The organism is Cytobacillus sp. S13-E01 (assembly GCF_029193815.1).
Lineage (GTDB): Bacteria > Bacillota > Bacilli > Bacillales > Bacillaceae_L > Bacillus_BV.
Window position 1 is genome coordinate 43365 of sequence record NZ_JARFVC010000005.1, and the last position, 12521, is coordinate 55885.

A 12521-nucleotide genomic window follows, 5' to 3' on the forward strand; every position below is an offset into this window, starting at 1 on the left:
ATTATAAAATTCTTATCTTAGCCTTGTTGTTGCAGTTTCTTACGTCGGATTATAATTGCCACAACGACTAAAATGGTTATCATGCTTGTTACCTGAGCGCTACGTAATCCCCCGAATATTAGTATACTATCTCCACGGATGAATTCAGTTGTGAATCGGACAACCGAATATAAAATCAGCATCCAAAGAAATTTGAAGCCGTCATATACCTTGTTATTTTTATAAGCGAGCAAGAACCACATGATTAGTAAATCCCCTAATGCTTCATACAAAACTGTTGGGATGAGGGGGACTGGGCCGTTAGCAATGTATGCTTCTGTACCTGGTTGCTGATAAATAAAACCAAATGTTTCTGAAACGATACCGTATTCTCCTCCAGCCAGGAAATCCCCGATTCGGCCTATAGCCATGCCAAGAAGAAGTCCAGGTGCAATAAGATCGGCAAACTTCCAAGCCGAAATTTTGCGTTTTTTGGCAAACCATATACCAATCACAATACCGCCCATAATACCGCCTTGAATTGCAAGCCCACCCTCCCAAATGGCTAATATTTTTGAAGGATTATCAACATAATAACCTAAATTGAGCAATACATACCATAAACGCGCACCTAAAACCCCACCGATTATCGCATATGTCATAAAGTCTACTACAAGTTCAGAATTATAGCCTTGCCGCCTTGCTAGCCGCAAAGTTAACCACATTCCGAGTAGAAAGGCTACAGCGCTTCCCGCCCCGTGAGTTGATACCATGAAACCGCCTATGCTGAACAAATCATTACCTATCATGTTCCTACCATCCCTTCAATTCTATTATTTTAGCTGATCATAACTATCATAATAGCATAAAAATATGGTGATTTTATGTATTTACGATCAATAGTATTGTATAAATAAAGTTATAATATAATTTATCCCTCCATTATGTGAAATTTTACAGACCTCAGCTCCTTGTCGATTCTCCCGTGCTTTCCGCCTTCGGACGGCGCACCATTTATAAATTTTCACCACCTTAAAGTTCAAGATTGGATTATTGTTTTTTAATATAGTAGAATTAACTCGTTCAGTATATATTGACGAATATAAACTTATGGAGGTTTCACATGAAAAAAGCAAGTATTGAATTTGAAAATGGAGAAAAGATTGTTATCGAACTTTTCCCGAATGAAGCACCTGGTACAGTTGATAATTTTGAAAAACTAGCAAAGGAAGGTTTTTATGATGGGCTAACTTTCCACCGCGTAATTCAAGGGTTTGTTGCTCAAGGGGGCTGCCCAAATGGAACAGGAACAGGCGGGCCTGGCTATACAATCAAGTGTGAGACAGCAGGAAACCCACATAAGCACGTTGCTGGTTCTTTGTCTATGGCACACGCAGGAAAAGACACAGGCGGAAGTCAGTTCTTTCTCGTTCATGAACCACAACCTCATTTAAATGGTGTACATACAGTTTTCGGACAAGTTATTGAAGGACTAGATACAGTTTTACGCATTAAACAAGGCGATGTAATGAAAGAAGTTAAGGTGTGGGAAGAATAATAAAAACGAAAAAAGCTCACCAAGTAAATTTTTGCTTGTTGAGTTTTTTTTTAGAAGATAAGAAAGTATAAAAGTTTGTACCTAGTTTTAGTGTCTAGCTCCGGGCGCGCCTTACGCTTTTCTTAGAACTTAAGTATAAAATTTTCGTACCTAGGTTTAGTGTCTAGCTCCGGCCCCATCGCTTTTCTTAAATATGAGTTTTCTAGTATAATTTAATTTGAGGTGAAAAGACTTGAAATCTAAAAACTGGACTTTATTAACTATACTTGCCACAATGAGTCTTATCTGGGGACTAATATATTGGTTCTTTATCGTTTAAAACTCTAAAATCGACATGGCTGGAATTGTTATGATATAATAATGAAAATTAACTTAATATCGTTTCCTTCGGGGTCGGGTGAAATTCCCAACCGGCGGTGTTGTGAAAACATTTGTTTTGACTAAGCCCGTGACCCATTCGTTTTTAAGGTGTGGATTTATTTCGTCTTTAATCATGAATGGCTGATTTGGTTAAATTCCAAAGCCGACAGTAAAGTCTGGATGGGAGAAGGATCACGTAAGCAGGTATGCGAAAAATACTTCAGTACCACCTTTATTTGGTATGCGAAAAAAACGCTTATATGCCGTTGTGATAGTATAATACTTTTGGGTTCTAACAAATGAGCTCCACTTTAGCGTAGCTGTGGAGACTCAATACTGGTAGAGCCTGATAAACCACCCCTAGGAAGATAAATCCTAGGTTTTTTTGTTTTAAAATGGTCATCATACACCACTACCCGTGTAGTTATACTATTATTCAGAGGTGAACAGGATGTTAGACAATGATTATATGAAGCTCGCCATTAATGTAGCTAGGGCTGGTGTTGGGCAAACTGCTCCAAATCCAGTTGTCGGTGCTGTAATTGTGAAAGATGGCCGAGTTGTCGGAGTTGGAGCACATTTAAGGTCTGGAGAACCACATGCTGAGGTTCATGCCATTCGCATGGCCGGTGAAAACGCCAAAGAATCAACTGTTTATGTCACATTAGAACCATGCAGTCATCACGGTAAGACACCACCATGTGCTGAGCTTTTAATTGAAAATAGAGTGAAACGTGTGGTAATTGCTACTACTGACCCTAATCCTTTAGTTGCAGGTAATGGAATAAAGAGATTAGAGAGTGCCGGTATTGCGGTCGAAGTGGGTTTATTAAAAGCTGAGGCAGATGATTTAAATAAGATATTTTATCACAATATAGAAAAAAAACTACCATATGTAACCTTGAAAGCTGCCACTAGTTTAGATGGGAAAATAGCTACTGCCAAAGGTGAAAGTAAGTGGATAACTGGACCAGAAGCTAGATTAGACGTTCATAAATATCGTCACCAGCATGATGCAATTCTTGTAGGTGTTAATACCGTTATCGCAGATGACCCAAGTTTGACAACACGTTTACCCAACGGAGGAAAAAATCCTATTCGGGTAATAATGGACACACATTTAAGAACACCATTAAATTCTAAGGTGATTACTGATGGAGAAGCACTAACATGGCTCATTGTTGGTAACCAAATAAAAGAAGAAGTAAAAAAGAGATATACCGAAAAAGGAGTAAGAGTTTTTGTTGTTCCATTTGAAAAAATTGTAATAAAAGATATGCTAAAGATTCTAGCGGAAAATGGAATTACTTCGGTTTTTGTAGAAGGTGGCTCGCAAGTTAACGGAAGTTTTGTTAAAGAAAAAGCTGTTGACCAAGTGATTATGTACATAGCACCTAAAATAATTGGTGGAAACGATGCTCCATCATCTATTGGTGGAAGTGGGTTCGACAAAATAGCAGAAGTCTTTCAGCTATCAATACAGTCAGTTGAACAAATTGGCTCAGATATTAAAATAATATCAGTTCCAACAAAATAGGGATACTACAGTAGATTGTAAGTTAAGGGATGTTAATATATTTTAGGGATTAAGAAATGGAATTGGGGGATGCATGTGTTTACAGGTATTATTGAAGAAGTTGGATCTGTTAAAAATATAGTATCTTCTGGTGAAGCAATTGTAATGACTATCGCGAGTAATAATATACTAAAAGATGTTAATTTAGGTGACAGCATAGCTGTTAATGGTGTATGTCTAACCGTCACTGCATATACAGCTTCAGAATTTAAAGTGGACATTATGCCAGAGACTGTTAGAGCAACCTCTTTGAAGTCGCTTGAAAGAAATTCAAAGGTTAACCTGGAACGTGCAATGTCTGCAAATGGACGATTTGGTGGTCATTTTGTATCAGGTCATGTTGATGGAATTGGAACAATTATAAAAAAAGAACATCAAGCCAATGCAGTGTACTATGAAATTGAAGTATCAAAAGAATTACGTCATTATATATTGCTTAAAGGTTCTGTTGCTATAGATGGAACAAGCTTAACCATATTTAGAGTAACTGATCAAACATTTACAATTTCACTCATTCCACACACGATGTCAGAAACTATTTTAGGGAACAAAGGCGTAGGTGAAATTGTTAATATTGAGTGTGATATGCTTGGGAAATATGTTGAACAATTCGTTCAACGAACAGTAACACCTACCCAAAGAAAATCATCAATTACAGCAAACTTTCTTGAAGAAAACGGCTACAAATAAGGAGAGGATGAGCACTATGTTTGATCCAATTGAAGAGGCTATATATGAGTTAATGCAAGGAAATGTAGTCATTGTTTGTGATGATGAAGACCGTGAAAATGAAGGTGATTTCATTGCAATTGCTGAAAAAACAACTCCAGAAATAATAAATTTTATGATTAAGCACGGAAGAGGACTTGTTTGTACGCCTCTAACTGAGGAACTAGCAAAGAAACTTGACCTATTTCCTATGGTAAACCATAACACAGATCCACATGGAACAGCTTTTACGGTGAGCATTGATTATAAATCGACAACTACGGGGATTAGTGCCCATGAGCGTGCTATGACTATACAGCAATTAATAAATCCTACTACAAAATCAACTGATTTTAAAAGACCAGGACATATCTTTCCACTAACTGCAAAAGCTGGTGGTGTTTTAAGAAGAGCCGGTCATACGGAAGCTGCTGTTGACTTAGCCCGACTTTGCGGTGCAGAGCCTGCGGGTGTTATATGTGAAATAATCAATGAAGATGGAACAATGGCTCGTGTACCTGATCTTCGCAAAATAGCAGATGAATTTGATTTAAAAATGATTACAATAAAAGACCTAATAAGTTATAGAAACCGTAAAGAAAAGCTTGTTAAACGCGAGGTGGAAATTCAACTACCTACAGAATTCGGTGAATTTACAGCTGTTGGATTCTCAAATCTAATAGATGGAAAAGAGCATGTTGCATTAGTTAAAGGAGAAATTAATCCTGACATACCAACATTGGTTCGAGTTCATTCAGAGTGTCTAACAGGTGATGTTTTTGGTTCAAACCGTTGTGATTGCGGTCCACAACTCCATGCGGCACTATCACAAATTGAAAAGGAAGGTAATGGAATATTACTATATATGCGCCAAGAGGGGCGAGGTATTGGCCTGTTAAATAAAATGAAAGCTTATAAGCTACAGGAACAGGGCTATGACACTGTCGAGGCTAACGAAAAGCTTGGCTTTGGACCTGATCTTAGAGATTATGGAATCGGAGCACAAATTTTAAAAGATTTAGGTGTGGCTAAGATGAAGCTATTAACCAATAATCCAAGAAAAATTGCAGGTTTAAAGGGCTATGACCTTGAAGTAGTCGATCGTGTTCCGCTACAAATGCCAACAAAAACAGAAAATGAAAAGTACTTAAAAACGAAACACCAAAAACTAGGTCATATGCTACATTTTTAATTGGAATACTTATTCATTAATGAGCGAACTTAGGTCAAATGATAGTATTAAATTTAGAATTCTAAGGAGGACAAAGTCATGAGTAATTTATATGAAGGACATTTAGTAGGGACAGGATTAAAAATAGGAATCGTAGTAGCTCGTTTTAATGAGTTTATCACAAGCAAATTGTTAAGCGGTTCTTTAGATGCACTAAAAAGACATGGTGTGGAAGAGGACAGTATAGATATCGCTTGGGTTCCTGGAGCATTTGAGATTCCATTGCTTGCAAAGAAAATGGCTGAATCAAATAAGTATGATGCTGTAATTACACTTGGTACAGTAATACGTGGGGCAACGACACATTATGACTATGTTTGTAGTGAAGTAGCAAAAGGTGTTTCGGCAACGATGCTTTCATCAGGTAAACCAGTTATTTTTGGGGTATTAACGACTGAGACCATTGAACAAGCAATTGAAAGAGCAGGAACAAAAGCTGGGAATAAAGGGTGGGAAGTTGCTATATCTGCAATCGAAATGGCTAATCTAACAAGATCTTTTTCAAATTAAGTACATTTCAACAAATATTATTTAGGTAGGTATATAATCCTTACTTAAGTGGTTATAATGGAATGATAGAAGAGTTATTTGAAATGTTTTAGAATAATGACTATGGAAAAAAACGAAAGAAAATGTTAATCTTAATGAGAATAATAATTGGACTTTGCTTGCCAAGCTTGAAAGACTTGGCTCCAGCCATTTGTTCTTTATAACAATCTTAGGAAAGTTTTTTCGATAATGAGGGATATATATGTTAATTCGTTACAAAAAGAATTATGAAAAGATTGCAATGGGTCTTCTTTCATTTATGCCGACTGAAAAAGATTTGAAAAAATTACAGCTAACAATGAAACAATATGAGACTGAAGAATCTAAACAGTTATATTTATGGAAGGAAGAAGACATCATAGGAATTATCGGAATAACAATCCTTGAGACTGGAATTATTGAGATTCAGCATATTAGTGTAAATCCATCACACCGTAGGCAAGGTATTGGAAAGAAGATGGTTAAGGCATTAAAAGAAACATTGCCGGGTAAAGAAATAAAACCTAATGAACATACTTCAGCATTTTTTGAAAAATGTGATACTGCTGAGGAAGGTAATCAGTCAATTAATTAAGGTGTTATTCTACAATTGACGATATTATAACAACAAACAATAGGTAAGGCTCACATCGAGTCTTACCTATTTGATTGAAGAATATTGCATTTAGATAGCTTCAGTACCATCCTCATAAAACTTGTAACCTAAATATCTCTCTCCTTTAGCCTTTTTTGTCTTTCTCGTTCATTAATTACCTCACTTCGGTCGCGAAGCATATGTTTATTTACTAAATAATGGTCTGTAATATCACTATCTATTCCCCATGTTAAACCTTTTGTTTCACAAGACTCAATACAAGTGGATAAGAGTTTTTTATCTGATATTGGCAAAGTAAAGCTTTTATAAGGTACTTGGTTTTGGATTTCATTAACCCGTTTAAGTACGATTGACAGGAGCTCTTCATAATCTAGTCCTAGTTTGGTAAGTGAATCACGTTCCTTTTTAATTATGTCAATAGCATTGTTCATCATTCGATAAGCTCCCTTAAAATTGCCACGTCGTTGGTGATAGAGTCCCACTGCAAGCTGAATAAGTCCTACCCAATAAAGTTTTCTTTCTGCCCTTTGAGCTTCTTTCCAATGTTCCTCAAGTACTTCGTGACATTCGAAATAGTCTCGGTCACCATGAAAGTGAATGAGATAGTTGAGATATGCTTTTGGATACATGACAATTCCACCCCTTCTCTATGTAATGTTAGTTTATCATACGTATAATTTACAGTCATAATACTTGAATCCGAGAGTTTCAATGTTCCATAAAGGTATTTTTCTGACTGATTGATGTTTTTATGATAGGGTAATTTTGTTAGATTATGGCAGAAAAGATGCTACTTTACTGCGTACTAAGTGAAATAAATTGATGAGTCTTAAATGCAACAATGTTTACGAAAAAAGTCTTCATAAACCAATAGTGCCAGGCAAAAGGCTGACCACTAGACTTATGCAGATAAAAATACATGTAAACAGTCTTTAAAAAAAACAAATAGTATTTTTGGAAGGATTACTAAAAAAACCTTTTTAAAATAATATTGGACAACTTATTATAATGTTCTATACTAGTTAGGTAGCTTTTAAAAAAAATTATTGAAGAAGAGACATAAATTATAAGGTTTGTTATCTTTTGTTTGGTGGGGTTATTGTGCAATATAGCGTGAAAGTAGATGCTTTTGAAGGACCTTTGGACCTTCTATTACATTTAATTAATCGATTAGAAATCGACATATATGATATTCCTGTATCTAAAATTACAGAGCAATATATGTACTACATACATGCAATGAAAGAACTAAAGTTAGATATAGCTAGTGAATATTTAGTGATGGCCGCTACCCTACTTGCCATGAAAAGCAAAATGCTGTTACCTAAACAGGAAGAAGAGCTTTTTGATGATGATATTGAAGTCCAATTAGAGGAAGACCCTAGGGAAGAATTAATGAGGCGTCTTATAGAATATCGAAAGTTCAAAGAAGCTGCTCTGGACTTAAAAACCCTTGAGGAAGAAAGAGGTCAAGTGTTTACTAAACCTCCGAGTGATTTAAGTGAGTATTCGGAAGAAGTGAAGGTTGAGAGTCATCCTCTTGATGTTAGTCTATATGATATGCTTGGTGCTTTTCAGAAGCTCTTACGTAGAAAGAAACTCCAAAAACCGCTTCATACAAAGATTGCCCGTCAGGATATCTCCATTGAAAAACGCATGGCTGAGATACTACTAGAATTAAGGGATATTAAAGGGAAAAAGAACTTCTTTAGCTTATTTCCTTATCATGATAAAGAACATACCGTTGTGACGTTCTTAGCAATTCTTGAACTGATGAAAAAAAATGTCATTTTAATAGAACAAGAAAACAATTTTGCGGAAATATTGATTTCTAGTAGGGAAGGAAGATGAAGCTGTGATGATTGTGCAGTGGAAAGCAATCGTTGAAGGATTGTTATTTGCAGCTGGAGACGAGGGGTTAACATTAAAGCAATTAGTATCTGTTTTAGAAGTTGAAGAACATATTGCACTAGATGTATTAAATGCGTTAAAGTTGGATCATGAAAAAAGTGATCGTGGAATACACTTAGTTGAAGTAGCAAATACATATCAACTAACGACTAAAAAAGAACATGCGTCTTACTTGAAAAAACTAGTGGAAGTTCCTTCGTCTACATCACTTTCACAGGCAGCTCTTGAAACTCTAGCGATTATAGCCTATCGTCAACCCATCACAAGGGCTGAAATAGAGGAGGTAAGAGGGGTTAAAACAGAACGACCATTACATACGCTAACGGCAAAAGCACTCATAAAAGAAGTGGGTCGTGCAGAAGGAACTGGGAGAGCAATTCTTTATGGTACCACGAAGGAATTTTTAGAGTATTTTGGTTTGAAAACGGTTCAAGAGTTACCACCACTACCTGACAAGGTTGACGTAGATTCGGACCAGGAAGAGGCTGATTTATTCTTTGGAAACTTTAAAGATAGTTTTAATGACTCGAATTAATATGACAACAATTTTCTGTCTATGGTAAGATATAGATGGATATCATAAGTTTCAGGTACTAATAAAGAGGTGGAATAATGTTAATCAAGAACTGTAAAGGATACGAACTTGAAAAAGCACAATCAAATACTTCAGAAGACTTTTTTAACCGGTCTGAAGTAACATTTTCGGTTAAAGGGGAGGAAAAGACATTTCATTTATTGTATATTCGCTACTTTGATGAGGTGTTTGCATCGTTTACTCCATATGAACAGGATCCTATTTTTAATGATGTAGAGTTCAAAGATATAGTAGGGCTGGTATGTTTACTTAAAAACCCTGGGTTTCAAAGTCGCAAAAGAGTTTATATTAATTCACAAAAAGAATTTGAGAACTATTTTAAAGATATACAGTTTGACAAACTTCCAGAAATCTTTGAGAGCATTAGACAAAAAGGTAGTTACGAGTTAGAGTCTCCTTTGCATTTCATAGCACAGCCTAGATAAAATTAATAGATTGATGATGGGGGTTGAAAATAAATGGGGAATTCAATTGTAAAAGCACAAACTGAACAAGTAGAAAATTTTTTAGTGAAAACGGTTAAATCGGTAAACCAATACCTGAATGAGACAACAATCGCTAGTTTACAAAATGAATTAAATGGTGACCAAGAATACTATGAGTTACTTCTTTCAAATATAAGAAGATTAGTCGTATATTGTGAAGAAGGGCTGGATGCATGTCAAGTAGTTTTATCAAATGAACCTTTTAGAAAAGGTGCTGCTGAAAAAACACTATATAAAATCTATCATCAGTGCATTGAAGAATTTTTTGCACCTAAAGGTGATTTATGGTTTGAAGATAGCCGCTCAGCGTACACAGGTAAAAATTCAATCACATTCAGACAAAATCCACCACTTTCACTAAAAAAACTTTTAAACTCCTTAGAAGGCGGGTTTCAGACAATTAGGGAGGAACTTGAATTCTACGAAACCGATTACCGCACTAAAATGCTACAATCAAAATAATATTAATGAAAAACGGCTGGTTATATCCAACCGTTTTTTTTATAATATAAGAATTTATATGTTAACCCTTTTTTGAAAAATAAGAACCCTAGTTTTAGGGTGATCTGATGCCCGAAACACCGAAAAAAATAGAAAACGGTAATCAAAAGAGCAAACTGATGCCCGAAATCGCTCCAAAAATAGAAAACGGTAATCAAAGGAGCAATCTGATGCCCACACCAACTAGCCTGAAGGTATTCACTAGGATTTAATAAAATAAGAAGAACTAAAATACCCCATAATTCTAATGTTTTCTTAGACTCAATTATTTTTCACCAATCGTAAATAATATTTGTTGTTATATTTTTTATGGGAAGAAGTATAAAATTTTAAAACTTAGTCTTTGTGTCTAACTCCGGTCGATTTTTCTTGTTATGCTTTAGTTCTTGGTTTAGCTGGGTTACAATTAGGCGTTTTCACCTCATTAGTTGTTTGGGCAAGTTTTTGCAAATAATAGCATTCCTCACGGGCCATATGATCAGCCATCAAAGGTTCAAGCACACCTAAGGATTCCTTATTCAATTCCATTTCTTCAAGCTCGCGTAAGAAGCTTTTAAAGACGGTCATTTCTAATTCAACCTGATTATTAAAACGGGATAATGCGGGGAACTGAAACTGATTTGTTCGTAAGTATCCTACTAACTCTACAGCCTTTAAATAAAAGCTTTCCCACTTCTTTGTATATATTTCTCCTTTTTTCCTAAGCTCATATTCAACTCGGTCAAGATTATCGTGTATGGCACCAGCATGGCCAGCTGCATCAAGTAACCATAGTAAATGATGGTGAAGAGCATGTGTAGCTGGTACCTGCTTTCCTTCTCCTAAAAAAGTACTTATTCGTAACCATTCGTCCAGTTCGTTTACCATATGGTTGATAAAGGAAGGAGGTAATGTGATCTTTATTTTACCGACAAGATGTGCTTCTATTAACTCTAATTTATAGCTTCGAAACTCCTCGCCGACGGCACTTGCCTTTCTAACAGTGTTAAAAACTGAGTCATCTGGCAATGGCTTTCTTGCTGCTTCTAACAAGCTATCAAAGGTTTTTTTAAAGTATTGGGCCTGTTCTATTCTTTGGTTTTCACTTGGTGCTAATGAATCGTGGATGAAGCGACTATGGTCACCCAATATTTGCATCCAAAATTGTAATTCGAATAATGCTTCATCTTTATATCGATTTTCCAAATTAACTCCTCCTTATGTAGCTTTCTTTTTTCCCGCGTTTAAGGGGCAGTAAAAATCTTAGAGAAATTTGTACATGCTTCGGTAGTAATCAATTAAATCAACTGCACCTTAAGATCCTTAACGGTCGCTGCTAACTACAATCATTGCGGTGATGCCTCTAAAACCTGATGAAGTTTCACATTATTAATAATATGAAGATATAGTATGAAGAATGTTTTATTTGGTGAACTGACATAACTAAGGAATTCACCTCAATAGGCATATTGCATACAATGAAGTCGAAAAAGTTATAGGAGGTAATCATGATAGAAAGTCTGTTTGAGCAGTATGTCGATGATGTTAGAGCATGGGGAAAAGAAGTAAGTAGTCTTATAGATAACCAACGGAAAGAAGACGATCGTTTTCAAGAGTTAAGAATAAAGTTTGAAGGTTTACTTAGTAAACTAGAATTTATTGATGCTAGGAATGATTTATCATTAGAATTTATTGAAAGGCTTCATAAGGAAGTGGCAAAATTATATGAGGAAGCTAGTATCCTGACGAAAAGTAGCATTTTAGCTGATGATCGGCAGTCAACAGATAGAGTACCGATTGGAGGTCATACGCTCCCACCCTTACCATATAGCTATGAGGCATTAGAGCCTACTATTTCAAGAGAAATTATGAGTTTGCACCATAAAAAGCATCATCAAGGCTATGTTGATGGCCTTAATAAAGCTGAAAAAATGATGGCGCATGCAAGAGAAAATGGAGATTTTGACTTAATTAAACACTGGGAAAGAGAAGCTGCCTTTCATGGATCAGGACATTATCTCCATACCATTTTTTTGGAATGTTATGTCCCCGAATGGTGGTGGAAAGCCAAGTGGAAGATTGATGAAGCAAATAACAACAGATTTCGGTAGCTATGATAACTTTAAAAAGCACTTTTCTGAGGCAGCAAATAGCGTTGAAGGTGTTGGCTGGGCAATTTTAGTTTGGGCTCCGCGCGCACATCGACTAGAAATTTTACAAACAGAGAAACATCAAGTATTAACACAGTGGGACACAATACCTCTACTTGTTTTAGACGTATGGGAACATGCTTATTATCTTCAGTATAAGAATGAGCGGAAAAGTTATGTTGATAACTGGTGGAACATTGTACATTGGAAGGAAGTTGAGCATCGTTTTGACGCTTCATCTAATTTGCGCTGGCAACCTTATTAAATTGGATACTCTATTTAATCTTGAATAAGATGAAATATAACGCTATTTTGCTCATGTTTACATAACACATTAATGTAAA

14 protein-coding genes, 1 pseudogene and 1 riboswitch are annotated in these 12521 nt (G+C 35.9%); of the genes and pseudogenes, 12 read left to right on the top strand and 3 right to left on the bottom strand.

Annotated elements, in window-relative coordinates; all coding sequences use genetic code 11:
- Positions 1–17: 17 nt before the first annotated feature.
- Positions 18–788, bottom strand: coding sequence for a prolipoprotein diacylglyceryl transferase (gene lgt, locus PY093_RS05440; RefSeq protein WP_275644864.1), 771 nt, complete (start codon positions 786–788; stop codon positions 18–20).
- 314 nt (positions 789–1102) lie between these two features.
- Here lgt and PY093_RS05445 point away from each other — a divergent pair, with 314 nt between their 5' ends.
- From PY093_RS05445 to PY093_RS05470, 6 genes are all read left to right on the top strand, one after another.
- Positions 1103–1537: a peptidylprolyl isomerase gene (locus PY093_RS05445; RefSeq protein WP_275644865.1), complete on the top strand. Its 435-nt coding sequence runs from the start codon at positions 1103–1105 to the stop codon at positions 1535–1537.
- A 379-nt stretch (positions 1538–1916) separates the two neighbouring features.
- A riboswitch (FMN riboswitch) is annotated at positions 1917–2093 on the top strand.
- A gap of 255 nt (positions 2094–2348) precedes the next feature.
- Positions 2349–3434: a bifunctional diaminohydroxyphosphoribosylaminopyrimidine deaminase/5-amino-6-(5-phosphoribosylamino)uracil reductase RibD gene (gene ribD, locus PY093_RS05450; RefSeq protein WP_275644866.1), complete on the top strand. Its 1086-nt coding sequence runs from the start codon at positions 2349–2351 to the stop codon at positions 3432–3434.
- 75 nt (positions 3435–3509) lie between these two features.
- On the top strand, positions 3510–4163 hold the full coding sequence (gene ribE / locus PY093_RS05455) for a riboflavin synthase (protein ID WP_275644867.1): 654 nt from the start codon (positions 3510–3512) through the stop codon (positions 4161–4163).
- 7 nt (positions 4164–4170) lie between these two features.
- Positions 4171–5373: a bifunctional 3,4-dihydroxy-2-butanone-4-phosphate synthase/GTP cyclohydrolase II gene (locus tag PY093_RS05460; protein WP_275644868.1), complete on the top strand. Its 1203-nt coding sequence runs from the start codon at positions 4171–4173 to the stop codon at positions 5371–5373.
- Between the two features lie 78 nt (positions 5374–5451).
- A complete protein-coding gene (ribH, locus tag PY093_RS05465) occupies positions 5452–5922 on the top strand; it encodes a 6,7-dimethyl-8-ribityllumazine synthase (protein ID WP_275644869.1) in 471 nt (156 codons plus the stop codon).
- A gap of 241 nt (positions 5923–6163) precedes the next feature.
- Complete coding sequence (locus PY093_RS05470) at positions 6164–6535, top strand: GNAT family N-acetyltransferase (protein ID WP_275644870.1); 372 nt, start codon at positions 6164–6166, stop codon at positions 6533–6535.
- A gap of 128 nt (positions 6536–6663) precedes the next feature.
- Here PY093_RS05470 and PY093_RS05475 read toward each other — a convergent pair whose 3' ends face one another.
- On the bottom strand, positions 6664–7185 hold the full coding sequence (locus tag PY093_RS05475) for a DUF309 domain-containing protein (RefSeq protein ID WP_275644871.1): 522 nt from the start codon (positions 7183–7185) through the stop codon (positions 6664–6666).
- A 472-nt stretch (positions 7186–7657) separates the two neighbouring features.
- Here PY093_RS05475 and PY093_RS05480 point away from each other — a divergent pair, with 472 nt between their 5' ends.
- The 5 genes from PY093_RS05480 to PY093_RS05500 all read left to right on the top strand — a co-directional run bounded on the left by PY093_RS05480 (position 7658) and on the right by PY093_RS05500 (position 10260).
- A complete protein-coding gene (locus PY093_RS05480; protein WP_275644872.1) occupies positions 7658–8407 on the top strand; it encodes a segregation/condensation protein A in 750 nt (249 codons plus the stop codon).
- A 4-nt stretch (positions 8408–8411) separates the two neighbouring features.
- Complete coding sequence (scpB, locus tag PY093_RS05485; protein ID WP_275644873.1) at positions 8412–9002, top strand: SMC-Scp complex subunit ScpB; 591 nt, start codon at positions 8412–8414, stop codon at positions 9000–9002.
- A 77-nt stretch (positions 9003–9079) separates the two neighbouring features.
- Entirely contained in the window at positions 9080–9487 is a 408-nt protein-coding gene (locus PY093_RS05490; RefSeq protein ID WP_275644874.1) for a hypothetical protein, read from the top strand.
- A gap of 33 nt (positions 9488–9520) precedes the next feature.
- Positions 9521–10009 (top strand): YpuI family protein, encoded by a 489-nt coding sequence (locus tag PY093_RS05495; protein ID WP_275644875.1) that lies wholly within the window; start codon positions 9521–9523, stop codon positions 10007–10009.
- A gap of 107 nt (positions 10010–10116) precedes the next feature.
- Positions 10117–10260, top strand: coding sequence for a hypothetical protein (locus tag PY093_RS05500; RefSeq protein ID WP_275644876.1), 144 nt, complete (start codon positions 10117–10119; stop codon positions 10258–10260).
- A 160-nt stretch (positions 10261–10420) separates the two neighbouring features.
- Here the strand turns inward: PY093_RS05500 and PY093_RS05505 are convergent, their stop codons facing one another.
- Positions 10421–11233, bottom strand: a complete 813-nt coding sequence (locus PY093_RS05505) for a DUF2935 domain-containing protein (protein ID WP_275644877.1) — start codon at positions 11231–11233, stop codon at positions 10421–10423.
- Between the two features lie 299 nt (positions 11234–11532).
- Between PY093_RS05505 and PY093_RS05510 the strand changes: the two are divergent.
- Positions 11533–12442 (top strand): annotated as a pseudogene (locus tag PY093_RS05510) (superoxide dismutase).
- Positions 12443–12521: the final 79 nt, after the last annotated feature.

What these genes read in the sequence shown, in the direction of transcription:
- lgt (WP_275644864.1), bottom strand. Translation starts at nt 788, where the DNA reads ATGATAGGTAATGATTTGTTCAGCATAGGCGGTTTCATGGTATCAACT.
- PY093_RS05445 (WP_275644865.1), top strand. Translation starts at nt 1,103, where the DNA reads ATGAAAAAAGCAAGTATTGAATTTGAAAATGGAGAAAAGATTGTTATC.
- ribD (WP_275644866.1), top strand. Translation starts at nt 2,349, where the DNA reads ATGTTAGACAATGATTATATGAAGCTCGCCATTAATGTAGCTAGGGCT.
- PY093_RS05460 (WP_275644868.1), top strand. Translation starts at nt 4,171, where the DNA reads ATGAGCACTATGTTTGATCCAATTGAAGAGGCTATATATGAGTTAATG.
- ribH (WP_275644869.1), top strand. Translation starts at nt 5,452, where the DNA reads ATGAGTAATTTATATGAAGGACATTTAGTAGGGACAGGATTAAAAATA.
- PY093_RS05470 (WP_275644870.1), top strand. Translation starts at nt 6,164, where the DNA reads ATGTTAATTCGTTACAAAAAGAATTATGAAAAGATTGCAATGGGTCTT.
- PY093_RS05475 (WP_275644871.1), bottom strand. Translation starts at nt 7,185, where the DNA reads ATGTATCCAAAAGCATATCTCAACTATCTCATTCACTTTCATGGTGAC.
- PY093_RS05490 (WP_275644874.1), top strand. Translation starts at nt 9,080, where the DNA reads ATGTTAATCAAGAACTGTAAAGGATACGAACTTGAAAAAGCACAATCA.
- PY093_RS05495 (WP_275644875.1), top strand. Translation starts at nt 9,521, where the DNA reads ATGGGGAATTCAATTGTAAAAGCACAAACTGAACAAGTAGAAAATTTT.
- PY093_RS05500 (WP_275644876.1), top strand. Translation starts at nt 10,117, where the DNA reads ATGCCCGAAACACCGAAAAAAATAGAAAACGGTAATCAAAAGAGCAAA.